The sequence below is a fragment of the Shouchella patagoniensis genome, from assembly GCF_002019705.1.
In the GTDB taxonomy this organism is placed as follows: domain Bacteria; phylum Bacillota; class Bacilli; order Bacillales; family Bacillaceae_D; genus Shouchella; species Shouchella patagoniensis.
On the sequence record NZ_KV917377.1, the window covers coordinates 4,589,022 to 4,613,907 of the forward strand.

The 24,886-nt window shown below is 38.5% G+C and carries 22 protein-coding genes; 15 read left to right on the top strand and 7 right to left on the bottom strand.

Annotation, left to right across the window (positions count from 1 at the left end; translation table 11 throughout):
• The first annotated feature begins 38 nt into the window (after nt 1–38).
• From rnhA to BK584_RS23770, 8 genes are all read left to right on the top strand, one after another.
• Nucleotides 39–671, top strand: a complete 633-nt coding sequence (rnhA, locus tag BK584_RS23730) for a ribonuclease H (protein WP_078395189.1) — start codon at nt 39–41, stop codon at nt 669–671.
• A 71-nt stretch (nt 672–742) separates the two neighbouring features.
• Nucleotides 743–2,104 carry an aldehyde dehydrogenase gene (locus tag BK584_RS23735; RefSeq protein ID WP_078395191.1) on the top strand — a complete coding sequence of 454 codons (1,362 nt, stop codon included), beginning with the start codon at nt 743–745 and terminating at the stop codon, nt 2,102–2,104.
• 11 nt (nt 2,105–2,115) lie between these two features.
• Complete coding sequence (locus tag BK584_RS23740; RefSeq protein WP_139365757.1) at nt 2,116–3,414, top strand: lysine N(6)-hydroxylase/L-ornithine N(5)-oxygenase family protein; 1,299 nt, start codon at nt 2,116–2,118, stop codon at nt 3,412–3,414.
• Between the two features lie 175 nt (nt 3,415–3,589).
• Nucleotides 3,590–5,044: a catalase gene (locus BK584_RS23745; protein ID WP_078395195.1), complete on the top strand. Its 1,455-nt coding sequence runs from the start codon at nt 3,590–3,592 to the stop codon at nt 5,042–5,044.
• Between the two features lie 96 nt (nt 5,045–5,140).
• Nucleotides 5,141–5,941: a GNAT family N-acetyltransferase gene (locus tag BK584_RS23750; protein ID WP_078395197.1), complete on the top strand. Its 801-nt coding sequence runs from the start codon at nt 5,141–5,143 to the stop codon at nt 5,939–5,941.
• Nucleotides 5,942–8,174: 2,233 nt separating this feature from the next.
• Complete coding sequence (locus BK584_RS23760; protein ID WP_078395201.1) at nt 8,175–9,035, top strand: amidohydrolase family protein; 861 nt, start codon at nt 8,175–8,177, stop codon at nt 9,033–9,035.
• A 237-nt stretch (nt 9,036–9,272) separates the two neighbouring features.
• A complete protein-coding gene (locus BK584_RS23765; protein ID WP_078395202.1) occupies nt 9,273–11,033 on the top strand; it encodes a M3 family oligoendopeptidase in 1,761 nt (586 codons plus the stop codon).
• Nucleotides 11,034–11,444: 411 nt separating this feature from the next.
• A complete protein-coding gene (locus tag BK584_RS23770) occupies nt 11,445–12,371 on the top strand; it encodes a LolA family protein (RefSeq protein ID WP_078395204.1) in 927 nt (308 codons plus the stop codon).
• A gap of 27 nt (nt 12,372–12,398) precedes the next feature.
• On the opposite strand, the gene BK584_RS23775 is transcribed toward BK584_RS23770, so the two are convergent.
• The 3 genes from BK584_RS23775 to BK584_RS23785 all read right to left on the bottom strand — a co-directional run bounded on the left by BK584_RS23775 (nt 12,399) and on the right by BK584_RS23785 (nt 15,035).
• Nucleotides 12,399–13,436, bottom strand: coding sequence for a cytochrome d ubiquinol oxidase subunit II (locus tag BK584_RS23775; protein WP_078395206.1), 1,038 nt, complete (start codon nt 13,434–13,436; stop codon nt 12,399–12,401).
• A 15-nt stretch (nt 13,437–13,451) separates the two neighbouring features.
• Nucleotides 13,452–14,792, bottom strand: coding sequence for a cytochrome ubiquinol oxidase subunit I (locus BK584_RS23780; RefSeq protein ID WP_078395208.1), 1,341 nt, complete (start codon nt 14,790–14,792; stop codon nt 13,452–13,454).
• Between the two features lie 72 nt (nt 14,793–14,864).
• The gene (locus BK584_RS23785) at nt 14,865–15,035 is read right to left on the bottom strand and encodes an FbpB family small basic protein (protein WP_139365758.1); all 171 of its coding nucleotides are present in this window, start codon (nt 15,033–15,035) and stop codon (nt 14,865–14,867) included.
• A gap of 250 nt (nt 15,036–15,285) precedes the next feature.
• Between BK584_RS23785 and BK584_RS24885 the strand changes: the two genes are divergently transcribed.
• The 3 genes from BK584_RS24885 to BK584_RS23795 all read left to right on the top strand — a co-directional run bounded on the left by BK584_RS24885 (nt 15,286) and on the right by BK584_RS23795 (nt 17,070).
• On the top strand, nt 15,286–15,432 hold the full coding sequence (locus BK584_RS24885) for a hypothetical protein (protein ID WP_169871505.1): 147 nt from the start codon (nt 15,286–15,288) through the stop codon (nt 15,430–15,432).
• Between the two features lie 127 nt (nt 15,433–15,559).
• Nucleotides 15,560–15,901, top strand: coding sequence for a hypothetical protein (locus BK584_RS23790; RefSeq protein WP_078395212.1), 342 nt, complete (start codon nt 15,560–15,562; stop codon nt 15,899–15,901).
• A 401-nt stretch (nt 15,902–16,302) separates the two neighbouring features.
• A complete protein-coding gene (locus BK584_RS23795) occupies nt 16,303–17,070 on the top strand; it encodes a YfkD famly protein (RefSeq protein ID WP_245809038.1) in 768 nt (255 codons plus the stop codon).
• Nucleotides 17,071–17,120: 50 nt separating this feature from the next.
• Here the strand turns inward: BK584_RS23795 and yfkAB are convergent, their stop codons facing one another.
• Nucleotides 17,121–18,233 carry a radical SAM/CxCxxxxC motif protein YfkAB gene (gene yfkAB / locus BK584_RS23800; RefSeq protein WP_437182762.1) on the bottom strand — a complete coding sequence of 371 codons (1,113 nt, stop codon included), beginning with the start codon at nt 18,231–18,233 and terminating at the stop codon, nt 17,121–17,123.
• Between the two features lie 130 nt (nt 18,234–18,363).
• On the opposite strand from yfkAB, the gene BK584_RS23805 reads away from it, so the two are divergent.
• Nucleotides 18,364–18,555, top strand: coding sequence for an SE1561 family protein (locus BK584_RS23805; protein WP_078395214.1), 192 nt, complete (start codon nt 18,364–18,366; stop codon nt 18,553–18,555).
• Nucleotides 18,556–18,566: 11 nt separating this feature from the next.
• Nucleotides 18,567–19,214 (top strand): histidine phosphatase family protein, encoded by a 648-nt coding sequence (locus BK584_RS23810; protein WP_078395217.1) that lies wholly within the window; start codon nt 18,567–18,569, stop codon nt 19,212–19,214.
• Between the two features lie 36 nt (nt 19,215–19,250).
• Here BK584_RS23810 and BK584_RS23815 read toward each other — a convergent pair whose 3' ends face one another.
• Both BK584_RS23815 and BK584_RS23820 read right to left on the bottom strand, forming a co-directional pair.
• Nucleotides 19,251–20,594, bottom strand: coding sequence for a hemolysin family protein (locus tag BK584_RS23815; RefSeq protein ID WP_078395220.1), 1,344 nt, complete (start codon nt 20,592–20,594; stop codon nt 19,251–19,253).
• Nucleotides 20,595–20,968: 374 nt separating this feature from the next.
• Nucleotides 20,969–21,793 (bottom strand): DUF368 domain-containing protein, encoded by an 825-nt coding sequence (locus BK584_RS23820; protein WP_078395222.1) that lies wholly within the window; start codon nt 21,791–21,793, stop codon nt 20,969–20,971.
• A gap of 168 nt (nt 21,794–21,961) precedes the next feature.
• On the opposite strand from BK584_RS23820, the gene pdaA reads away from it, so the two are divergent.
• The gene (gene pdaA, locus BK584_RS23825; RefSeq protein ID WP_078395225.1) at nt 21,962–22,744 is read left to right on the top strand and encodes a delta-lactam-biosynthetic de-N-acetylase; all 783 of its coding nucleotides are present in this window, start codon (nt 21,962–21,964) and stop codon (nt 22,742–22,744) included.
• 31 nt (nt 22,745–22,775) lie between these two features.
• On the opposite strand, the gene BK584_RS23830 is transcribed toward pdaA, so the two are convergent.
• On the bottom strand, nt 22,776–23,138 hold the full coding sequence (locus tag BK584_RS23830) for a GAF domain-containing protein (protein WP_078395228.1): 363 nt from the start codon (nt 23,136–23,138) through the stop codon (nt 22,776–22,778).
• 152 nt (nt 23,139–23,290) lie between these two features.
• On the opposite strand from BK584_RS23830, the gene rlmD reads away from it, so the two are divergent.
• The gene (rlmD, locus tag BK584_RS23835; protein WP_078395231.1) at nt 23,291–24,697 is read left to right on the top strand and encodes a 23S rRNA (uracil(1939)-C(5))-methyltransferase RlmD; all 1,407 of its coding nucleotides are present in this window, start codon (nt 23,291–23,293) and stop codon (nt 24,695–24,697) included.
• Nucleotides 24,698–24,886: the final 189 nt, after the last annotated feature.

Below are 24,886 nucleotides of genomic sequence, written 5' to 3' on the forward strand. Positions count from 1 at the left end.
CCTAACGATATACAATAAGAATGAAGGGGAATTGATTAATGGCAAAACAAAAGTACTATGTAGTCTGGCAAGGTCGAAAAACAGGGATATTCCGCTCATGGGCGGAATGCGAAGCTCAAGTAAAAGGGTTTACAGGAGCAAGATTTAAATCTTATTTAACTTTACCTGAGGCAGAAGCAGCATTTAGCGGCCAACCTGCACCAAAAAAAGGTCGGGCTACGGCACGAACAACAAAAGCAAAAACAGTCACGCCGCCAGATCCTGTTATTTGGGAAAGCATTAGTGTGGATGTCGGAAGTCATGGCAACCCTGGAAAAGTGGAATATAAAGGTGTTGACACAAGGACTGGCGAAGTATTGTTTGAAAAACCACCTATTACGATGGGGACAAATAATATGGGCGAGTTTTTAGCTATTGTTCATGGACTTGCTTATGTGAAAAACCAGGGTTCCAGTAAACCAATTTATTCAGATTCACGAACTGCAATCGGTTGGGTGAAAAAGAAGAAAGCCAATTCAACGTTAACACGTACATCTGAAACAGAAGAAATATGGACACTTGTGGATCGAGCGGAGCAGTGGCTGAAAGAAAACCCCAATCATAATCCAGTTTATAAATGGGACACAAAGGCTTATGGAGAAATAAAAGCAGATTACGGTAGAAAAAGCTAACCAGTAGATTGAAAATTGAACGCAACGGGTAGAAACGTATTAGTGGGACTTGATGAAAGGAAGTGCTCTCAATGTATGAGACGTTAAAAAGCGTTCAACAGGAATATGTATTTTCTGGAGCGACAAAATCATCTTCATTTAGAAAACAACAATTAACTAAATTAAGAGAAATGTTAACACAGCATGAAGATGATTTGTTAAAAGCAGTAAATAAAGACTTAAATAAACAAAAGACAGAAGCTTTTATGACTGAGCTTGGAAATGTTTATCAAGAAATTAGCCACGCAATTGACTCTCTTGATGAGTGGATGGAACCTATTAAAGTTAAAACACCAGTAAGTCACACTGGTTCAAAGAGTTATATTTTGTCCGAACCATATGGAAGTGTATTAATTATTGCACCGTGGAACTATCCCATCCAACTTACTTTCTCACCTCTAGTTGGTGCGCTAGCCGCTGGGAATTGTGCGGTTATTAAACCATCCGAATTAACGCCGCACACGTCGAGTGCGATCGCAGCCGCTGTTCGAGCGACCTTCCCACAAGAACTGGTTACCGTGGTTGAAGGTGATGCCAAAACGGCAGAGGCGTTGCTCGATCAACCGTTTGATTATATTTTTTTCACAGGCAGTGTTGCTGTTGGAAAAATTGTAATGCGGAAAGCAGCAGAACACTTAACGCCTCATACGTTAGAACTAGGCGGAAAAAGCCCAGCAATTGTTACGGAAGACGCGAAGCTTGATCTGGCAGCAAAGCGGATTGCTTGGGGGAAATTTACGAATGCAGGGCAGACATGCATTGCACCTGATTATGTATTGGTGGACGAGAATGTGTACAAAAAGTTTATGAAAAAACTACAAGACCATGCGTACTCGATGTTTTCAGATCGGACAAAAAATGGAACCTATACGCAAATCGTTAACGAAAAACATTATGACAGACTGTATCAGTACTTAGGCAATGGATCTGTTGCTCTTGGAGGACAGTATTCAAGAGAAGATCGACTGATTTCTCCAACGATTTTAACGGATGTGGAATGGGACGCTCCAATTATGCAAGAGGAGATTTTTGGACCTATTCTACCTATTTTTACTTATAAAACATCAGCAGAAGCATTGATGCGTGTACGTTCCCTCCCAAATCCACTTGCACTGTATGTGTTCTCTGAAAAAGAACAGACGCAACAATTGTTTACAGAGCAGCTGTCGTTTGGAGGAGGTTGTATTAATGACACAATAATGCATGTGGCTAATCCGTATTTGCCTTTTGGAGGAAAAGGACCAAGCGGGATTGGTGCTTATCATGGATATGAAAGTTTCCGTACATTTTCTCATCAAAAGGGCATGTTAAAACAAACAACAAAATTTGATATGCCACTTCGTTATAAACAAGGGAAGCTAGCAAATAAAATGATACGGAATGTATTTAAATAGGAGTGTAGATGATGGAACATGCCTACGATGTAGTTGGAATTGGAATTGGTCCGTTTAATTTAGGGCTAGCTGCACTAATAAGTGAGCGTACTGATTTAAAAGCAGCCTTCTTTGATGAAAATAATGTATTTCAATGGCATCCGGGTATGCTATTAGATGGGACCGATTTACAGGTCCCTTTTTTAGCGGATCTTGTTACGTTAGCCAACCCAATGAGTCGCTATAGTTTCTTAAACTATGCACATACACATAACCGTTTAATGTCTTTTTTTATGTTTAATCGCTTTGATGTTCCAAGAATGGAATACAATGCTTATTGTCAATGGGTTTCACAAGAGCTAGATAATTGCCATTTTGGTAATCGCGTGGAAAACGTAACGTATGATCGGTTGAATGAGAGATATATTCTTAAAATAAGATCGTTGGACGAAAAAAAAGAAATGTATGCGAAGCATTTAATTGTAGGAACTGGGAGTTCTCCATTAGTTCCTGGAGATTTAGCTAATACTCTAAATGAAGATATTATCCATTCAAGCGATTATAAAGGCTATGAAAAAGAGTTGAAAGAAGCCCGTTCCATTACAGTTGTTGGTTCTGGTCAAAGTGCAGCAGAGATTTTTTATAAGCTGCTTGAAAGTCAATTGGAACATAAATATGAACTTAGCTGGTTTACAAGATCAGCCGGTTTTTTCCAGCTCGAGTATTCAAAGATCGGTCAGGAGCTCTTTTCACCAGATTATGTTGACTATTTTCATCGCTTACCTTATGAGACACGCAAAGAGGCGTTGCCGTTACTTGGGAATTTAAGAAATGGTGTGCAACAAAAAACGCTCCATAAAATTTTTGATATGCTTTATCATCGCAGTATTCAAACAAACAGATCACCTGCTCTTATAAGGGCGAATATGGAAGTGAAACAAATTGAAAAAGTAGAAGCAAGGGAATATGTAATAAAAGGGAAACAATGGCAAGAAAAAAAGGCATTTGCTCATAAGACGGAAAAAGTAATACTAGCAACAGGTTATAAACCGCAAATCCCTGACTGGCTTCAAGCAATGACTGCTGAACTTGTAATGGAGTCGGAAAAAGAGTTTGCTGTGACTAGAAATGCAGAATTGGTTTTTAAAGAAAAACGGAACAATCGTATATTCACGTTAACGAATTTAGAGCATAGCTTAGGGACAAGTGCAACCAACCTTGGTTTATCGGTCGAACGCAATGCCCGCATTGTTAATGAACTTATGGCTAAAGAAGTTTATCAAACGAGTCCTGGACATGTGTTTCAACAGTTTTCTATAGAAAAAGACTGAGGTGAGCCTCGGTCTTTTTTTAATGAAATTACCAAGCGATAGTAGATTTATGTATATTGAAATATGTAATAATAATTCTAAGAAAAGAATCTTTCCTTTTCACTAATAGGTTTAATCTAGTATAAAGAGGGGAATAGAAACAGTTATACGGTACTTTTATAGGGGGGAGTTACATATGACAAGATTAACTGACAATCAAGGACATCCAATTTATGATAACCAAAACTCTCGAACAGCAGGTCAACATGGTCCTGCAATGCTTGAAGATTATCACTTAGTTGAAAAGTTAGCTCACTTCGACCGCGAACGTATCCCTGAACGTGTTGTGCATGCACGTGGTATAGGTGCGCATGGCGTGTTTAAGGTGAAAAACAATATGAAACGTTATACGAAAGCAGGTTTTTTAGCAGAAGACGGGAAAGAAACGCCTCTATTTGTCCGCTTTTCAACAGTTATACATGGAGGAACCTCACCTGAAACACTTCGTGATCCACGTGGGTTTTCTGTCAAATTTTATACAGAAGAAGGAAACTATGATTTTGTTGGAAACAACTTGCCTGTATTCTTTATCCGTGATGCGATCAAGTTTCCAGATGTCATCCATTCATTAAAACCAGACCCACGAACAAATATTCAAGATCCAGACAGGTATTGGGATTTTATGTCCTTGTCGCCAGAAACAACCAATATGTTAATGCATTTGTTTACAGACGAAGGGATACCAGCTTCATACCGGGAGATGCGTGGTTCAAGTGTTCATGCGTTTAAATGGGTAAATGAACATGGCAATATGGTTTATGTAAAACTACGTTGGATCCCTAAAAAGGGTCAGCGGAATTTATCTGCCGAACAAGCAGCGGAAATACAAGGGCAAGATTTTAACCACGCAACGAGAGATTTATATGAAGCAATTGAAAAAAAGGATTTCCCAGAGTGGGACTTATACGTTCAAATTTTAGACCCGGCTGATTTAGATAACTTTGATTTTCATCCACTTGATGCAACAAAAGATTGGTTGGAAGAAGACATTCCTTATCAATTAGTTGGAACAATGACGTTGAATCGTAACCCGGATAACGTGTTTGCTGAAACAGAGCAAGTTGGCTTTAACCCTGGTAACCTTGTACCTGGATTTGAACCATCTGAAGATAAAATGCTACAAGGACGTATTTTCTCATACTCTGATACACAACGTTATCGAGTGGGAGCTAACTACTTAAACTTGCCGGTTAACTGTCCTTTTGCACAGAAAGCGAATTTCCAACGTGATGGCGCAATGCCAGTCGGACAACAAACAAACCCAATTAATTATGAACCTAACCGTTATGAAGCAACGCCTGATGAAGCGGAAGAATATACCGATTATCGCGCACCGATTAATGGAACAATTGGTCGTATAGCAATTGAAAAGAAAAATCACTTCGGTCAAGCTGGTAAGATATACCGTCGCTATGAAAAAGAAGTTCAAGATGCACTTGTGAAAAACATTGTTGGTGATTTAGAGCAAGTTGCGCAAGAAACGGCTTTGAGAGCGATATGTAATTTTTATCGGGCCGATGAAACGCTTGGTCAAAGGCTTGCTGATAAACTGAACATCGATATCGCAGAGTATGTGCAACAATCAAAGTAAATGGTAGATGGAGACGATTCGTGAGCTAGCTCATGAATCGTCTTTGTTTTGCTTCGTTTCCAGAAAGTAGTTAATATAAGGAAAGGGGGGATATCGATGGAAATAACTGAATATAACAAAAAACACGCGCAAGCGACTGCAACTATGTGGAATGAGAGTAGAAGTCATTTCGGTGGTGGAGAAGAAGTGGAAACCGCACAAGAACGGCATGAAAAAGAATGCAATTCAGGTAATATTGTTACGATGCTCGCACTCGAAGACGATAAAGTAATAGGTTATTGCGGGTTATCAGAGTACAAGCAAGATAGCGGGGCGCTCTATATTCCGCTGCTTAATGCGCATCCAAATTATCTAGGAAAAGGAGTAGGGAAGGCACTCGTACTTGAAGCAATAAAGCGTACGTATGAAGCAGGTTGGCCACGGCTTGATTTATATACATGGCCAGGAAATACAAAAGCAGTGCCTCTTTATAAGCGCTGTGGATTTTTTTGGGAAGAACGCGAGGAAACCACTCATCTCATGAATTTTATTCCTCAGGTGTTAAATCACGATTTGATAAAAAAAACAGTCACCCCTGCCAATTGGTACGCGTCTTTGAAACGCGAACTTGCTGTTGAGCCTGATTGTGAAAAAACAATGGCTTCTCTGTTTATACTTATACATTTGCTACAGGTGAAGAAACGATTACAGTCGGTATTGAACATGGTGGTCGTTCCATTTATAAAATTGAAACGGAAGCGTACAAGATTGAGTGGTTATTGCCTGAAAAACATTTATTTACACAAAAAGATTATCAAGCCAAACTTCTGGTGGAAAATAAAACAGGAAAGCAGCTTCATATTGTTGCAAAAGGTACAACCACTGATAAACTGGGAATCGCAGTTGATCTTGATTTGAACGTGCAGGGACGGAGTGAATTCCTGCTTCCATTTCGCATTGATCCTATTGAAAACGTTACAAATACATCAGAGTGGAGAACACAGCTGATTTGCAAAGTGCCACTTCTTGTTAATGGTGTTCCTTGTCAACTAGCATGTGGTTATGCCATTAAAGAACCGTTGAAAATACAAGCTTTTATCAAAAAGGAAAAAGATCATTTAAGTGATCTAGCATTGGAAATAAGCAACCAACAAAACGAAGCCGTTCATGTAAATGTTGAATTGTTAAATTCGAATTTGATGATACCAATGAATCAAAACGCCAAGATCCATTTGAGAGCATTGGAAACTGGAGCTGTTCTTTTTCCTTTTGAGTTTAAGCGATATGGAATAGAGCAGTTACCTTTAAAAATCAACTTGGAAACAAATGGTGTGGATCGAAATTATGAAACATCAACGCCACTAGTTATTGCAAACGAGACAACGCTTGGTTATTTTGAACAGGCTGAACATTATACAATCGTAAACGGAAAAAATCAGATGGTTTATTATATTGAGTCGTTTGATATCTTATTAAATAGTGATGGTGAACGAAGCCCTTGGATGATCCGCTATCCAACATTTGGCGAACCACTAAACGATGAGTTGGCAACAAAAGGGTGGGAAACGATACAGTTTCACGCCACTAAGACAGCAGTTGAGACCAAAATGATTTTTCCGATTTTAGAGGGTGCAGCGCATATTGTGGCAAACTATCGTTGGCACTTAAATAAAATAGTAGAAATAGAGATGTGTGTAGAAAATACAAGCAACCGGAACCTTGATTTAAGAAGCATGATTTTACCTATATATTTTTATCCAGATCATGTTTATTTACCTACAGAGACTGGCCTTTTACCTGTAAATCAAGTGAACAGCCAAGAGATAAAGGAGTTACCTCTAGACAAACAATCGGAAAAATGGGCCTTTCTTGCTTGGCACGGGCACAATCTTGGTATACGCACTGATTCTCAAGCAAAATGGCAAGAAATAAATCGTAGCCTAGGGTTACGCTGGCGAATTGATCCCGTAAAACCACAATCTGTAAGTAATCAAATGCAACTCACCCTGTACCCTAATGTATATGCGTCAGCAGAAACATTTGCTCAATCACTAGGTTATATGAAAACAAAGCGACCTCAACTTTTTGCCGAGTTTGCCAATCATGGATTTATAAAGACAAATCATTCAGTTCATATTCAAATTGAAACTGGAAAAAAAGAAGCAGATCAAGGACATATTTTAATTCAGGAAGGAACAGAAACACGTTATCCATTTAAATCAAATACAGGTGAAATAAATGTAATGCACCAACCGCAAGCTACTACCTCAACTGTCCCGTTCTTGGTCCAATACAGTGGCAAGCTTTATGAAAAAAAGAGGGTTTTGCAAGGGGTTTATATTGGGAATGACCCGGTCGACTGTCGAATAGAGCAAGATCAAGAATTATTGGTTCATGTTGTGTCAAATGGGGTGTTAACGTTTAAAGCTTCAAAAGAATATTACCCGACACTCTACTCTTTGCAAACGAAGCGTGAGTGGCTTGACAATCTTTATCCGAATCCCGGACCTAAAAGTTGGTGGAATCCATGGGGGGGTGGGATGATGACAATTCCTCATAACCTTCAGCTGCGTACCGTTATGAATCAGAACCGAACAGTAAAGTTTGTGACAATGGTTGATCAATGGAATCAGCAATGGAGTGGTATTAAACTTTCGATTCAGTTTAACAATCATAAAGGATGGAATAAAGCAGAGTTTAATCAGTATTATGTGACTTTACCTGGTGCGAGTATCCTTGTGCATGTGAATGAACTAAATGGAGGACCTTCTCTTGTCGACCAAAAGCATTGGTTAACAGGTATTTTTTTCAACCGAGAAAATTTAGCGATTTATCCTCTTGATAATGATGATGAGTATTTTAAGCTAAATGGAGGGCAAACAGAATTAAGTGGTCTGTCTCTTCATGATGTCATTCGACTATACGACCAACAAGCAGACGAAACACTTGTTACGCTTGGACCAATGATGAATCGAGAATTCCGTGAAGACAAAGACGTGTTTGCTACAATGAATACGGAACCGTTAAAAAAATGGCCGGATGAGCAAAGGGTTATGTCGAAACCACAAGTGTTTGTCTGGACAAAAGGTTTATCTTCAAGCAATGGGTGGGAATGGCTAAATAGTGTAACGCTGAAGGAGGTAAGAGACGATTGAAAATAATAGATGCTCATGTCCATTTTTCTCAAATTGACGCTTTTAGAAAAACTGCGACTGAAATATCAACTATAGCGTATACACGTTCTGGTTTAGATACAGAATTGAAAGAAGCAAATGTGGTTGCTTCCGTTGGCATGGGTTTAGAGGAAAGCGTAAGTGGAGCATTTCCTGATGAAAACGCTCCTGCACTTATGGGGTTAACGATACCTAGTCGACCGCAAACAATGGGGATTTGTATTGGAATCAATCCATTCGCTCTAACAAAAAATGAATTAGATTTACTTGATCAGGCTCTAACCAAACCTTATCATGTTGGCATAAAAATCTATTTAGGTTATTATCCTTTTTATGCTTTTGATAAAGTGTATGCACCTGTTTATGAATTGGCAGCCAAACATAGCGTGCCAGTTGTATTCCATACCGGTGATACATATGCGGAAAATGCAATCTTGAAATATGCACATCCATTAACGATAGATGAGGTTGCTGTAAAAAATCGGAATGTTACGTTTGTAATGGCCCATTTAGGTGATCCTTGGTGTTTAAGTGCCGCTGAAGTCATCTATAAAAACCGTAATGTTTATGCTGATTTATCTGGTTTAATTGTCGGTGAAAAAAAGAAAGTAGCGAAGCATCAGCATAAAGATAATCACTATTTTGATCATTTTCGCCATGCTTTAATTTATGGTGATAGCTACGGTCGTTATATGTTTGGGACAGATTGGCCACTTGTACAAGTGCAGCCTTATGCAGAGTGGCTTGGTAGTATCATTCCTGAAGCATTTCACCAAGACTTTTTTTATGATACGGCTCTTTCTGTTTTTCCTAAACTCGAAGCTCTTTTAAACAACTAGTCATATGCATCCCTCTTCGTTCATAAGCTTAATCGAGCGAAGGGGGTTTTTTAAATGATTAAAAAATGGACAAGCTTACATCGTGGAGAAAAGTGCATTGTTTTACTTGGTGTGTTAACAGTAGGTGCGATAACCACGAGTCTTTTTTATGGGATTTAACACGTGCAAAAATCTGAAAAAAGTGATAGAATTCATATTGTTACGGATTCCGAAATAATTTGAATTCAGGAGGATATCATGACTTTTCCAATTAAATGGGATTTAGAATCAATTTTTAAAGGTGGAAGTGATTCGCAAGAATTCACTGAATTCTTGCGCGAAACGGATAATCGAATGAATCAATGGATTCAGCGACGTGATGAAATGACCATAGAAGAACTTGTTCGAGCGATTGAATCAATTAGCCCGCGACTTAGACAGACAGGGGCATTTGTTTCATGTTTAACAGCACAAAATGTTAAGGATAAGCAAGCACTTCTACTAGCAGAAAAAGTTCAGGAACAACAAGTAAAAGCACAAAAACTTCATTTGGTGCTAGAAGAAAAAGTTGGACAATTAGATGAAGAACAGTTCAAACAGCTACTGAAAGTAGACGCAGTCAAACCTTCTGCTTTTATGCTTGAAAAAACGCGTAAACTTTCAGAGGATAAGATGAGTTCAGAGAAAGAAGAGTTAGCTGCTAAACTAGCAAAAGATGGCTATCACGCATGGGGTTCTGTCTATAATGAAGCCGTGGGACGGATGGAAATTCCATTTGATGAAGATGGTGAAACAAAGAATCTATCCGCAGGACAATTACATAATCGGCTTGGAAGCACGGATCGTTCCGTTCGCGAAAGAGCCTTTGCCGCCTCCCAAGCTGCATGGGAAGAACAGTCACCATTGTTCACGCAAACACTTAACCGACTTTCAGGTTTCCGTCTCAAGCTCTATGAAGAGCGTGGGTGGGAGAATGCATTAAAGGAGCCCCTTGACCTGAACTTAATGACAGAAGCAACGCTTACGACAATGTGGGATACTATCATAAAAAATAAACCTGAATTATACGCATATATGGACAAAAAAGCAGAGCTACTCGGAATTAATCAACTAGCGCTCCATGATGTAGGGGCACCGTTACCAGTTGGTGATGATTCTAAAAATCATATCCCATATGCAAAAGCATGTGAGTTGATCGTTAAACATTTTAAACGCTTTAGTCCGAAGATGGCTGATTTTGCTGAGATGGCTTTACGAGATGGCTGGGTTGAAGCAGAGAACCGTGCTGGAAAGCGACCAGGCGGATTTTGTACTAGTTTTCCAGTGAATCAAGAATCACGCATCTTTATGACTTACGATGGATCAATGTCAAATGTGGCTACATTAGCGCATGAGCTGGGCCATGCTTACCATAGCTGGTGTCTTAAGGACAATGAAGTCCAATCACAAAAACAATATCCAATGAGCATTGCTGAGACGGCGTCAACGTTTGCAGAGATGATTGTTGCCGACGCGCTTGTTGATGAAGCGGATAGTGATGATGTGAAACAAATGTTAATCGAAAATAAATTATCTCGATCATTGGCGTTTTTCATGAATATTCATTCTCGTTTTTTATTTGAAACACGATTCTATGAAGAACGTAAGGATGGTATTGTACCTACGGAAAGATTAAACGAATTAATGGTTGAAGCGCAAAAAGAAGCATACGGTGAAAAAATCTCCTCTTATGACCCGTATTTCTGGGCGTCTAAATTACATTTCCATATAACAGGACAGCCGTTCTACAACTTCCCTTATACATTTGGTTATTTATTTAGCATGGGAATCTATGCAAGAGCGTTAAAGTCAGAAGTCTCTTTCGAGGAATCCTATATTGCTCTTTTGCAAGATAGTGGAAGTATGACTGTAGAGGCACTTGCACAAAAACATTTGAATGTTGATTTAACGAAACCAGACTTCTGGCAAGAAGCGATCGATGTCATTATCAAAGACATTCGTCAGTTTATAAAGGCGTAATTAAAAAATAGACCACTCTCTGTCAAGATGATGAGAGTGGTTTTTGTGTTTGAATTTTCAAATAACGGGAACGATTTTTAAGAAAGAACAACTAAGAAAGCGTTTGATAATACTTGGTAGATTGACAATAATAAACCAAAGTTAAGTAAAGTGGTACACAGTCGATCATCACACAAGGTATAATAAAGCAGATAACCGTTCTTATTGAAAACAGAAAAATACAGTTGGTAGTAGTATAGATGAAAAATCATATATAACGCAGATATGCACTTGGCAATGCTAAGATTGAGAATGCCGCTAAAAAAAATGTTAATACAAAAAATGACCTAATGATGAGGTTCTTTCAATGGACAGATTGTCTGCAAAGAGAAAAAAGTCTTCGAAAGTACATGATCGAAAGGGGTAATAAAAGTGAAGAGAAAAAGTATCCTGATTTTATTTAGTGTGGCAGCGCTAACAGCATGTTCGACGAATAACATAAACTCTGAAAATGAGGCAAATGGTGAAGGAAATGATGGCAATAATGAAGGCACCAGTGAAGTGGAATCAGATTCTGACGGCGATAATAAGAGTGAAGAACGAACAAATGAAAATGAACAAAGTAATGATGATGCAGTAAAAGAAGAAAACGAGAACAATGAGAATGAAGGATCTCATAGTGAAGATGAGCTGAATGAGAACGTTTCCGAGGGTGATCAAGCTGACAACAATACTGCGTTAACACCAGAAGGTATAATTGAAGCCGCGATTGAGGCTCAAGAACAATTAGAGAGTTTTTCCCTTGAGTGGACGTATCATGATATTGATGAAGATGGGGTTGTGCTTGAAGCTAGAGATTATGAACTGCTTCATTATTATAAAAATCATGATGGAGCCGATTACTTTTATCGAGATGCGACCGGTTCTGATGAAGAAGGAAATGCATTTGTTGTGCAAGAAGCACAAACACCAGCTGAAAGAATTTTTTATCGTGACCTTGATAATGAAGTTGTTATTATGGACGCCGGCGATGAGTATGCCCCGCCGGTTGCGCGTCTGCCGTTAGAGAATCTTTTTCTTAGTGAAGATAGTGACTTTGAATTAACGTATGAAGGTGTATTTGAAATCGACGGGTATAAAGCGCATCATATTCATGCTATTTCAGAGTCTAGAAACGTAGAGACAAACATGTGGTTTGATACAACAACAGGTTTGCAAGTGAGACAAAGTGAGTATTATGTTGGGCATGTTGGAATTGTCTCACGATTAACGATGATTGAAACAGATATCGAATTTGATGAATCAATGTTTAAATTCACTTATCCTACAGGTGTTCAAGTCCGTGAAAATAATGAATGAGGAGGCAATTGCCTCCTCATTTTTTTATTAATAATCGTGTCCGTCGCTTTGTAAGTAAGCTTTGTCTTTGAAAAATAAACGCCAAAACCAGATAAATACAGGAATCAGGATAGCCAGCCCTATGATAAAGCCAATGAGTAAGTAGCGAAACATGGTTTCATTAGTGAAGGCATCATAAATAGTCACATCAGGGTAAAGTAGGTAGGGCAAATGCGCCATACCGTAAGCAAGGCTTGCTAAGCCAAATTGTACAATAATGAGTAAAAGCGCGGCTCTAGGTTGACCGAGTTCTTTATTTTTAGAAGGCCACCAAAGGGCACTATAACCAAGGGCAAAGGCAAAAAGAGATACAGTATACCAACCCCAGAGGTCGAGAAAATTCTCAAACATCCAAGGTGCTTCTGGAATTAACGTAAAGATAGCTGCAATCGCAAAAACAAGAGTTAATGGACCGAGCAATAATGCATTTTTACGATAAATCAGTGCTGTTTTTATATCACCCGATTCCTTCGAGTAATCAGCCATAAAAAGAGAAGAAATAAACAGCTCTGTCATTAGTCCAAACCCTAAATGTGTATAAAACGCTGGGCTTGAAAAAAGTTCATTCACAAGGATGTATTGACGGTCATCGGCGACGGTGACAAATCCTCCAATCGCTGCAGGGAGAATACTGATCAAAATGGCTGGGATGACTAAACCACACATTCCGGACACAAACGTAAGCAACCGGGAATATTTCTCTGTGCTAAAAGCGTACACCATAAAAGCGCTACGAATTGTTAAAAGCAGTAAGACAAGACAAAAAGGGACGATCATTAGCGTTCCTAGTGTCGGTGCTGCACCAGGAAAGAGAGCCACAAAAGCCACAACAAGCAACACGAGAAAAACGTTTGTTACTTTCCAAGCAGGAGAGAGAAAGTTATTTGCAATGGTTGTAGCTTCTAAATTATCTCGACGTTGAAAATACATTGCCCAAAAACCCGTACCAAAATCGATTGAACCAGCAACAGCATAAATAAACAACAACACCCAAATTAATAGGGTAGCAATATAAACAGATTCCATAAAATCCTCCTTATGTTATGAAGCTGATGCACCCATATCTTGACTTAATGGGTTTCGTTTAAAATAGAAATAAAGCACCAGGCTTGTAATCACAAGAAGCACGGCGTAAAGTACGGCAAACAAGAAGAAAATTAAACCAAGATTGCCAGAACTTGTGGCAGCATCTGATGTCCGCTGAACATCAAAAATTGTCCAAGGTTGGCGTCCTGTGCAACTGAAAATCCAGCCTGTTTCAATCCCAATCATTGCTAAGGGACCAGAAGCAACAAAGGCTGCTAGAAGCCATTTTGGAAAAACAAATGTTTCTTTTTTTCTCTTAATAAACCAATACAAAAGACCAATGCCTGAAATGGCAATAAGACCACCACCGATAAAAACCATCACATTGAATAAGGTGTGCACAAATAAGGGAGGCCAGTTTTCTTCTGGAAAATCATTTAATCCTTGGATAACGGCATCTGTATCGTACGTGGCTAACCAACTTAACATAGCGGGGAACTCGATGCCGCCGATAACTTCGTTAGCTTCAGGACTTGGTGTTCCAAATAAAGTAAGAGGTGCTTCTGATTGAGTTTCAAATAACCCTTCAGCTGCTGCTAATTTAATAGGAATTTCTTCATAAAGCATGACAGTTGTATCATGGCCAGTTAGTCCAGTCCATGCAGACATTAAAAAAGCGAACACAAGCGTTAAGAGCAATCCTTTATGGTGGTAACTTCGCTCACGTTGTGAAATGTTTGGTTTCATTAATTTATAGGCAGCTACAGCAACCAAAACAAAAGCCCCGGTCATATAAGCTGTACTAACTACGTGAAATGATGTAGACCAAAAACTTGGTGATAATGCTGCAGCAAGGGGATCAACATTTTCAATAGAGCCATTAATGATCTCAAATCCTTGTGGTGTGTTCATCCATGAGTGTGCGCTAGTAATAAGAACAGCAGACGCGACTGCACCTAAGGCAATAAAGAACGAACTAACGATTCTCATTGGAGTAGTAAGACGGTCAGCCGCATAAACATAAATCGCCAGAAAGAGTGATTCTAAAAAGAAGGCAAATATTTCGATTTGAAATGGTAAAGCAATTACTTGTCCTACAATTTCCATAAAACCAGGCCATAGTAAAGACAACATGACTGCCACAATTGTTCCCGTGGGAATAGCAACGCCGAGTAAAATGGCAAGTCCCTTCGTTAATCGCTTAGCAAGTACTGCATAATCATTATCTTTTCGAATAACGCGCATCAATTCTGAGAAAAAAATAACGAGTGAGATCCCGACGGTTAAAGTAGCGAAGATAATATGGAATGCCATTGACGTCCCAAATAACATTCTAGATAATAAAACGTTATCCATACAAAGCCCCATTTCCAAGTTTTATGAGGTTACTTTGCGCAATTTATATGAACCTATACAAAAAAAACGAGCCTAAAATCGGCTCGTTCTGTAATTTTTTGTTTTTTTACTTGGATCGTTCTTTTTTTGGGCACGTTCATAAAGTTTATCATCAATCTTTATGAGTGCTTCAGGATCGTTTAAAAGCTCATCACGATTTTGTGCAATTAAATCTTCGTAACGAACTAAATGTCGTTTTCTCATGCTATCACCTTTATTCTGAATATTTCTTATCATTAGTATACCATGTATTTTTTCGTTTACAAGCTTAATTTGTTACAAATTTTCGATAAAGAGGAATTATGTCGAAGAAACTCGTATTTTTTATTAAATCCTTTTCAGGAAGACACTTTACATTCAAGGTGAACACTGATAGACTATTTTTAACTTATTAAGATGCTATGAATGATTGAGCGCTTGTTCAGACAACCTAGAATAGGGGAGGAGTTTTTAGATGAATCAGACAGAAAAAAAACAATTAGCGGCATTGGAATTGGAAATTAAGAAATTATCGAGCCAACTGCAAGAGCTAAAAGAAAAAAATGACGATACGTTTGAAATCCTTGAAACGGACGAAAGCTTAGTGCAAATTTACAATTAAGCAAAACTGCCAACCGTAAAATCGTTGGCAGTTTTTTCATTCCACTTTACAAATATGTGGTCACCTGGTTTACAATAGAGACAAGATTAGACAAAATACATCGTTCGTACATGAAGGAGGTTTTATAATGAGCAAAAAGAAGTGGGGCTTGATTATTGCAGGTGCAACAATTGCTGTTGTATTGTCTAAAAGAGAATGGCGTGAACGTGTTTGTAAAGAAGTAAAAGGCGTAAAACAACAAGCAGATGATGTTTATGTTTTTATTCGTGATAACCGTGAAAATATGGTTGCTCAAGCAAAAGAAGCAATCGAAGATGTGAACCATTTATGGAAAGATATTTCGGATGATGTAAAAACACTAACCCGAACGGCATCTCATATGCGTGAAACATCAGAGGAAGCAATTCAAGCGGCAAAAGAAGCTGCTGATGAAATTAAATTACTGAAAAAACAGCGTGAAGATGAATAAAGAATTAAATGCAGGACATTCTATGTAGCAAGGGCAGCAGCTGTTGTTGCAGTCCTTCCTATAGATCAACTGCAATTGGTTATGAGAGATGTAACTTGTCTACACATTTTTCTTTTATTAAGAAGAGGTGGTTGCGTTGAGCAATGAAAATGTCTTTTCAGTCATGTAAGACCATACATGATTTGAAGTGAGGTGTTTTCCAAAAGACAAAGATCGTCTCGACCCCAGAAGCAAGGTCTTATTAGGTAAAAAAACAGCAGCCAAGCGCTGCTGTTTTTTTTGTGCAAATATTTCTGTGACAATGGATAAAACAAAAAAAGATATCAAACACTAAGAGACAAACAAATAAGGAGGAACTTCTTGTGAAACGTAAAATCATCATGTGTTTTCTTGTTTTTTTAATGGCTTCTCCATCATTGGCTTTTGCTAATGAAGCACCAAAGGAGCAGGAAGAAAAGTCATTTATGATTCCACAATCGGTCTTATCAATTTCAAAGGAAAACACATATAAAAATCCTACGCAGGATTTACCTTATTTACAACCAAGCGATTTAGCAAAACAACTTCTCGAATCGACGGATGAAACAATAGAAAATCCAGACCTTATTCGAATAATGAATGAATCATCCATTCAATTTGCAAAACTTGGGTTTGCTATGAAAGCGTCTATCTACTTGGGAGAGTGGCCTTTGGCGTACGAATCAAAAGGGACAGAAGTCAATTGGGAATACCAAAAGGTAAATACGAATTATATTGACAATCGTGGTGGAAATGCACCTAAAATAATGTCTTACAACCAAGAACAACAGAAAAAAATCACAGGTGGATTAACTGCAAAAATTCCAAACGCCGAAGCTGTTGAAAAAATGATGATGATTCAAGCCGCCGAAAAAACAAGCCTTCCACTTTCATTTGATACAGTGGTTGGACAAGCGACAAAGAAAAACAATCAATACAATGTACCGGCTCGACAGGTAGGTTATTTATACGGTTATGTTCCTGCAGTGCAAGAAAAAGGCAATGTAACTTACGGGGAAGTTTACTTAACTTTAAGAGCTGGGAAACCAAAACTAGATGTAAAAAATATAACTGAACAAGGAATAGGAGCATGGATCCCTGTTCAAGACAATCTATCCTTTACATTTATGACTTCGACTCAACCTCGATAACAATAAATACGCCACTAATGCAGCGGCGTATTTAAGTTTTTTTATAAATTTTATAAATTGGAACGTCGTGTTAGAAAATCAACATCGGAATAATATGCGTCTTTAACAAGCAGGTTAGGGCCGAGGCAACTAACGGATGGACAGTGGCAAGAGATGCTTTTGTTTGTAAGAGAATATTGCCACGTATGATAGGCTTCATCAAACCTTGTATCCTGAATGTTTCCGAGTTCTGGAACGTCACCAAAATCAGTGACAATAATATCGCCACTAAATAGATTCACATTTAACCTCGAACGTCCATCTGGGTCATTACGAACTGTTATGTTTTGTTCACTGTATAAACGTTTTTGTAACTTTAGGTCTTCTTCATCAGCAGAGCATGGATAGAAAGGTAATGTACCAAATAGCATCCAAGTTGAAGGGTTCCGACAGTCTAATAGCCGGTTAATTCCATCCCGAATGTCAGGAAGGCTAGCTGTCTCAAGTGCTGAAGCAAAATCACTTGGATACATTGGATGCACTTCATGACGCTGACAACCCATTTCAACGATTTGATGGTGGATTTTTTCTAAATGAGGCAGTGTGCGTTTGTTTAACATTGTTTCAGCAGATACTAATACACCTCGTGCAGTCAGGTTCTTTGCATTTTCAACCATACGGGTAAACATCATTTCACGTTGTTTAATGCTAGGCTTTCTTTTTGAGTGTGCAAAACCGATTAATGCAAAATCGTCGACACTACCATAGTTATGGGAAATATGCAAAACATCAAGATATGGCAAAATAAGATCATATCGCTCAAGAGGCATAGTCAAATTTGAATTAATTTGCGTTTTTGCGCCCCGCTCGCTGGCGTATTTTAACAATGGCACAACATATTCTCGGACAGACTTCAATGACATCATAGGTTCTCCACCTGTTATGCTAAAAGCGCGCAAGACAGGTATTTCATCTAAGCGCTTGATAAGTAACTCAAGTGGGAGTGGACTTGGATCTTTAGGTGATAACGTATAGCCGACGGCACAATGCTCACATCGCATATTACATAAAGTTGTGGTTGTCACTTCAATGTTTGATAAAGTAAGTTGCCCAAAATCTTCGATGTCCCGGTATGCTTCCCAAGGATCATTTCGTGGCGTAATTTGTGTTTTTGTTTCCAACATCTGTTTAATCAAACTCCTTTGCTACAAGCTCTATCATAGCGCATCTGTTTAAGAAACAAAAGACTATTTGAGACTATCGTAAGACTTTGTTACACTAAGACCATTGCGAAAAAAGGAGAGACTAACATCCATGGGTGGAACAATTGAGACAAAAGATAGACAGTTAGATTACTTACAAAAACGATTTGAACTTCTGGCAGGTGTTGTAGAAGGAATGGATGCCGATTCAGCATCAGTGGCAGAACTTGACTCGATTCTTTCAATGATTGATGACATTGAAACAAAGTGTAAGCAATTCCGTAAAGATTGGCCAAGCGCTTAGGAGGAAAAGCTATGAAACTATATATGATTCGTCACGGTGAATCAGAAGGAAATCGTGCTGGGAAAATTCAAGGTTCAATGGACTTTCCATTATCAGAACTTGGAGTAAAACAAGCCGATGCGGTTGCGCAGTTCTGTAAAACAATTGGAGCTGACTATCTTTATTCCAGTGATTTAACAAGAGCATTTGACACAGCCCAGGCAATCGGAACGGAATTAGAAATTCCAGTGCGAAAGTGGGAAGCATTACGTGAAGTCGATTTAGGTCCACTTCAAGGTATGACGAGGGAAGAAATCGCAGTACAATTTCCAGAAACAAAAGGCAAACAGTTGATTGCATCTGGAATTGAAGGGACCGAATCAGTTGAACAATTGACTGCTCGGTGTGAATCGATACTACACCAGTTAAAACAAGCGCATCGGGAAAATGAATCGATCATTTTAGTTTCACATGGCGGATTTATTAGCTGTTTATTAACGTATTTGATTGCTGGAGATCATTGGTCTTCGATGGAGCGCCCTTTTGTGATAGGAAATACAAGTGTTACGTTGATAGAGTGGGATGATAAGGCAAATCGTTATTTGCTTCACTATACGAATCGTACGGCTCACCTGGAGACAATAGCAGCAGACCTGAACGCCAGACATGGATTGTTATAAATAAAAACAGCTGCGCACTGCGCAGCTGTTTTTGCTTTAAGAACCATAAGCTTGGAATTGATTTTCAAGGCTATCTTCTTGTTCGTTCTTTAAAACCTCAATTAATTTAATTTGATATCCGTCAAAAGCTTTAACAGTAAATTGGTATTTACCAAAGATCATCATACCACCGACTTCAATATCATACTTTTCGGTGAGTACCCATCCACCAATTGTGTCCACTTCTTCTTCACTTAATTCAATGTTTAATAATTTATTGACATCCGAAATAAGTGTTTTTCCATCCAGCAAATAGTGATCTTCGTCAATTTTTCTGACTAAAGGATCTTCTTCAACGTCAAACTCATCACGGATTTCTCCAACGATTTCTTCAATAATGTCTTCAGCAGTAATCAGTCCAGCGGTGCCACCATATTCATCAAAAAGAATGGACATATGAATTTGTTTTTTCTGCATTTCAACAAGTAAATCATTAATCGGGATGGACTCAATGACGCTGATAACAGGACGTATATAGTTTTCAAGCACAATCTCTTCTGTGACTTCAGGCGATACAATATCCGTAAGTACTTCTCTTACGTTGACAATGCCAAGTATATTGTCTTTATCACCATTTACAACAGGATAACGAGTAAACTTCTCTTCCCGCATAATTGCTAAGTTATCTTCTAAGCTGTCTTCTATGGATATCGCTGATATTTCAGTGCGAGGAACCATAATTTCTTTTGCGAGTCTGTCGTCAAAATCGAAAATTTTGCTTACATACTTAAATTCGGATTGATTGATTTCTCCGCCTCTGTAACTATCCGATATGATCAAACGCAATTCTTCTTCAGAATGCGTAACTTCATGTTCGGACATCGGTTTAAAGCCAAGAATACGAATTAAAATGCGAGCTGAACCATTAAGAAGCCAAATGAATGGGTAAAGCAATCGGTAAAACCAGACAAGTGGTCGTGCAATTAATAACGTTACTTGTTCAGCTTTTTGGATAGCAATTGTTTTTGGGGCAAGTTCCCCAATAACAACATGTAGAAAAGTCGCAAAACCAAAAGAAATAACGACTGCAAGCGTTGTAACCATTGTAGCAGGTACCATACCTTCAAAAAAGGGATGAAGCATTTTCTCAAATGTAGGCTCTGCTAAACGGCCAATTCCAAGTGCAGTAATCGTGATACCTAACTGACAGGCAGATAAGTATTCATCTAAATGGCTAACCACTTTCTTTGCATGAAACGCCGATTTTTTACCTTTTTCTAAATGTGGTTCAAGTTGTGTGCTTCGTATTTTAACAATAGCAAATTCCGATGCTACAAAAAAGGCAGTTAAGGCAATTAATACCGCCACCGCTAGTAAGCTAAGTCCCTGTTGTATGTCCAAATATTCCCCTCGTTACGAGGGAGTCACCTCCTGGTTATTGTTTCAAAATAGGAATCCCTAATTTGGAACTAGAGGCTTACGCTTATTCTTTCAAAAAAAACCACACATGATGTGTGATGCGCACAAGTTCATATAAGAGTAGATGGTTTCGCAAGAATAGCGGAAGCCCGACTCGATTGGAAAGCAATCGAGAAGTTCCAAACGGCGTGTACGCGTCGTGCCGTTTTTCTATCTACTTTGTACTCTCCACCATCGAATCACCCCGCTCTCATTGTTCAGTACTATTATTTTAGGGCAATTACAGGATAACGTCAAACATTTTGTTTAAAATGATAAACAATTCAAAAAAATAGCTAACACAATTGTGTTAGCTATTAAGAGCGTTCAGCTTTCCCAAATGTTAAGGCAGTTGTTAAACCAAAAATCAAGGCCATAACACAAACAAGTGCGTAAAGGAAAGTAGTTGGAAATGTACCAGGGAAAATAACGACTAAAGACCCTGCAACTAACCCAATCATTGCTGAATATGTTATTTGAGTATAATGATGAAATAAGTACCTTACAATTCGGCTTGTAACTAAAAGTCCAGCAAGAACACCTAATCCTATCGTTATGATTACGGAGAGATTAAAGTCATCAAGAGCAGCAATTGCCGTATAATAAACACCTAAAATCATGAACATTAAGGAACCACTAATGCCTGGTAATACTAAAGCAGTGCTGGCGATCCAACCTGATACAAATAAATACATATATGATCCAATAGTTAAATCAGTCATCACTTCTTGTCCAGATTCTCCAAAAAAACTTGTCGATGCTACTAACACAAAGGATACAGCGATGATGATGTAATGGATTGGCTGGAAGGATCGGTTTGTTTCAGAGTGTGCTGAACGCCACAGGAAAGGTAAAATACCAAGTACCAGTCCCATAAATAAAAACATCATTGGTTGGTTATGTTCGCCAAGTAAATAGCGAATAATACTAACAAATAACAGAACTGAAGCAACCATCCCAAGTCCAAGAGGAATGAGGAAACTTAACCCGCGCTTCCAATTACCTGTCGTAAGATCACTAATCGCAGCTAATAACTTCTCATAAATGCCCATCAGCATGGCAATTGTACTTGAACTTACTCCAGGGACGATTTCTGTTATACCCATGGCTGCACCTTGTAACAATATTTTTAATTTAATCATTTAGTATGTTTCCTCCAGAATTGATATCAAATTCAATCAAACCATAGCCTTATCGAACATGCAAGTCCAAAAAAAACGAAAGTTAACAAAAGCTGCTCATAGTTCATGAATAGATGACTCATACTAGATCTATGACGATGGACAAGGAAAAAGAAGGAGCGATTAACGATGAAACGCATAATAGCAGCGGTTTTTTTATTATTTCTTTTTTTTAGCCTCACCACAAAGCCTGCTTATGCTTATGACAACAAGACGTATAACTGGAGTTATAAGCCAGCATCAACGCATACACCAGCAGATACAGAACCTCATTACAAAGATATGCTCCAACAGTCTGGTGGGTATTTCATTGGTGATACAAATGAAAAGGCATTGTATTTAACGTTTGACAATGGATACGAAAATGGCTACACAGAACAAGTACTTGATGTGTTAGCAGAGAAAAGAGTACCTGGCGCTTTTTTTGTAACTGGTCATTATTTAAAAACGGCGGGAGATTTAGTTAAGCGGATGGTTAATGACGGACATATCGTAGGAAATCATTCATTTCATCATCCAAGCTTGCCACAAGCAAACGATCAAAAGTTAAAAGAAGAGTTGGATAGTGTAAAAGCAATGTTTATGGATCTTACTGGAGAAAAAGAGATGCATTACTTACGTCCTCCAAGAGGGGAATTTAGCGAACGCACGTTAATGAAATCAAAAGAGCTAGGTTATACAAACGTCTTTTGGTCCTTAGCATACAAGGATTGGGAAGTTGATAAACCTAAAGGCAAAGAGTATGCTTACGAACAAATAATGAAACGAATTCATCCAGGAGCGGTTATGCTCGTTCATTCCGTATCACCTGATAATGCCGCCGCTTTAGCTGATGTTATTGATGAATGTGAGCGTCTTGGTTACACATTTAGAAGTTTGGATGAACTTGCTTTATCACATACGTTGCCTTAAGTAAAAAAAGCAGCCTAGGCTGCTTTTTTGCTTAATTTAATGTGAGTTCATAACCAATTGCACTTGCTATTGTTTCAAGTGTCGATACATCTGTTACATCAAAAGCAATTGCTTCTTTTGTACGTACAATCATCATGCCAATTTCTGAGCTTGCTGCGTTTGTCACAGGGAATTTTAATTCACTATTACAATCCCAACGTAAATCATTTTCGAAACAGGACGCTGCCACTAATTTGTGATTTAAATCCTCATACATATAAATTCCTACCCAGTCAATATAAGGGACAGTGCTAACTAAACTTTCAACTGTTTTTTCAAATACCGACTCAGTATCTTGTTTCTTATAGACATGAGCCATGATTTTTAATGATGCAATATCTGTAGGTATAGACAAGCTGTTCACCACCTTCAAACACAATTCTTTTTCCATTCTATCAGAAGTTGACCTTAGTTGAATTAGAAAGTTTAGGAAAGGACAAGAATTTGCTATACTTGGTAAAGCATCTTGGTCCTAAAACGGGATTAGCAGAAAACAGGAGTGAAGTCATGAAAAAAGATTCAACCCAAAAAAAGGAAAGTACTCAAGGGGTAGTTGTTCATAAAGGACAGAAATTTCCTCTTACTATAAAGCGCTTAGGTATTAATGGAGAAGGGGTTGGCTATTTTAAACGTCGCGTCGTCTTTGTAAAAGGCGCATTACCTGGAGAAGAAGCTGTCGTCGAAGTAATAAAAGCTGGCGAGCGATTCTCCGAAGCAAAGGTGAAAAAACTTCGGAAAAAATCACCGGACCGAGTAGAGGCTCCTTGCCCGATTTATGAAGAGTGTGGTGGCTGTCAACTTCAGCACATGAATTATTCTGCATCATTGCGTGGGAAAAAAGACATTGTCTTGCAAGCTTTTTCTAGATATACCAAACTTCCAGAGAATAAGTTACCACTAAAAGAAACGATTGGAATGGAGAACCCTTGGTACTATCGAAATAAAAGTCAATTACAAACAAGAAAAAAAGGTGGAAAAGTTGCTGCAGGACTTTATAAAGAGGGGACACATGAATTAATTGATTTATCAGCTTGCCTTGTCCAACACAAACAATTAAATCATGTGACTCAAGTGGTAAAAGACCTTTTAAGCGAGTTAAATATTCCGATTTATGATGAGAAAAAACATCAAGGCGAAGTTCGTACAATCGTGACCCGGATTGGATTTGAGACGAAACAAGTTCAGCTCGTACTTGTAACGCTTACGGATAAACTGACGAAGAAAGATGAACTCCTTGCAGAAATAAAAAAACGATTACCAGAAGTTTCGTCGTTAATGCAAAATGTAAACAACGAAAAAACGTCTTTAATTTTTGGTGAAAAAACACTTCATTTAGATGGTGAACAAACCATTAATGAGCGGCTTGGTGAATTTAGTTTTGATTTGTCAGCACGTGCTTTTTTCCAACTGAACCCTAATCAAACCGTACATCTTTATAATGAAGCTAAAAAGGCTGCACGGTTAACAGGTAAGGAAAAAATTGTTGATGCCTATTGCGGCGTCGGAACAATTGGTCAATGGCTTGGAGATGGGGCATCTGAAATAAGAGGAATGGATATTACAGAAGAAGCAATTGAAGATGCGCGAAAAAATGCAAAAGCCCATGGGGTGAAAGCTGTTTATGAAGTGGGTACTGCTGAAAAATGGTTGCCTAAATGGTTACAGCAAGGCTTTAAACCGGATGTGATTTTAGTGGATCCACCGCGCAGTGGCTGTGATCAGAAATTGCTTTCAAGTATGATAAAAGCAAAGCCTAAGAGAATTGTTTATGTTTCATGTAATCCATCTACACTTGCTAAAGACGTTCAGCACCTTATTGAAAAAGGTGGATATCACGTAAAATCAATTCAACCCGTTGATATGTTTCCATGGACAGCGCAAGTTGAAAGCGTGACGGAGCTAACCTTGAAGTAATAAGGTTTTCCCTCCGTTATCTGCTCACTTGACCACATTTTGACCACATGAGTTAAACGTTTAGGATTTCATCGATCGTTGTAATCCATTCAAAATCGGTCATGCTTGTTACTTGTTTTAGAAGTGACACGAGCTATTTTTTCCTCTTGAATTACGAACGATGAATTTAGTTAGTAAGAGGACCTATTT

What these genes read in the sequence shown, in the direction of transcription:
- rnhA (WP_078395189.1), top strand. Translation starts at nt 39, where the DNA reads ATGGCAAAACAAAAGTACTATGTAGTCTGGCAAGGTCGAAAAACAGGG.
- BK584_RS23735 (WP_078395191.1), top strand. Translation starts at nt 743, where the DNA reads ATGTATGAGACGTTAAAAAGCGTTCAACAGGAATATGTATTTTCTGGA.
- BK584_RS23740 (WP_139365757.1), top strand. Translation starts at nt 2,116, where the DNA reads ATGGAACATGCCTACGATGTAGTTGGAATTGGAATTGGTCCGTTTAAT.
- BK584_RS23745 (WP_078395195.1), top strand. Translation starts at nt 3,590, where the DNA reads ATGACAAGATTAACTGACAATCAAGGACATCCAATTTATGATAACCAA.
- BK584_RS23750 (WP_078395197.1), top strand. Translation starts at nt 5,141, where the DNA reads ATGGAAATAACTGAATATAACAAAAAACACGCGCAAGCGACTGCAACT.
- BK584_RS23765 (WP_078395202.1), top strand. Translation starts at nt 9,273, where the DNA reads ATGACTTTTCCAATTAAATGGGATTTAGAATCAATTTTTAAAGGTGGA.
- BK584_RS23775 (WP_078395206.1), bottom strand. Translation starts at nt 13,436, where the DNA reads ATGGAATCTGTTTATATTGCTACCCTATTAATTTGGGTGTTGTTGTTT.
- BK584_RS23780 (WP_078395208.1), bottom strand. Translation starts at nt 14,792, where the DNA reads ATGGATAACGTTTTATTATCTAGAATGTTATTTGGGACGTCAATGGCA.
- BK584_RS23785 (WP_139365758.1), bottom strand. Translation starts at nt 15,035, where the DNA reads ATGAGAAAACGACATTTAGTTCGTTACGAAGATTTAATTGCACAAAAT.
- BK584_RS24885 (WP_169871505.1), top strand. Translation starts at nt 15,286, where the DNA reads ATGAATCAGACAGAAAAAAAACAATTAGCGGCATTGGAATTGGAAATT.
- BK584_RS23790 (WP_078395212.1), top strand. Translation starts at nt 15,560, where the DNA reads ATGAGCAAAAAGAAGTGGGGCTTGATTATTGCAGGTGCAACAATTGCT.
- BK584_RS23795 (WP_245809038.1), top strand. Translation starts at nt 16,303, where the DNA reads ATGGCTTCTCCATCATTGGCTTTTGCTAATGAAGCACCAAAGGAGCAG.
- yfkAB (WP_437182762.1), bottom strand. Translation starts at nt 18,233, where the DNA reads ATGTTGGAAACAAAAACACAAATTACGCCACGAAATGATCCTTGGGAA.
- BK584_RS23805 (WP_078395214.1), top strand. Translation starts at nt 18,364, where the DNA reads ATGGGTGGAACAATTGAGACAAAAGATAGACAGTTAGATTACTTACAA.
- BK584_RS23810 (WP_078395217.1), top strand. Translation starts at nt 18,567, where the DNA reads ATGAAACTATATATGATTCGTCACGGTGAATCAGAAGGAAATCGTGCT.
- BK584_RS23820 (WP_078395222.1), bottom strand. Translation starts at nt 21,793, where the DNA reads ATGATTAAATTAAAAATATTGTTACAAGGTGCAGCCATGGGTATAACA.
- pdaA (WP_078395225.1), top strand. Translation starts at nt 21,962, where the DNA reads ATGAAACGCATAATAGCAGCGGTTTTTTTATTATTTCTTTTTTTTAGC.
- rlmD (WP_078395231.1), top strand. Translation starts at nt 23,291, where the DNA reads ATGAAAAAAGATTCAACCCAAAAAAAGGAAAGTACTCAAGGGGTAGTT.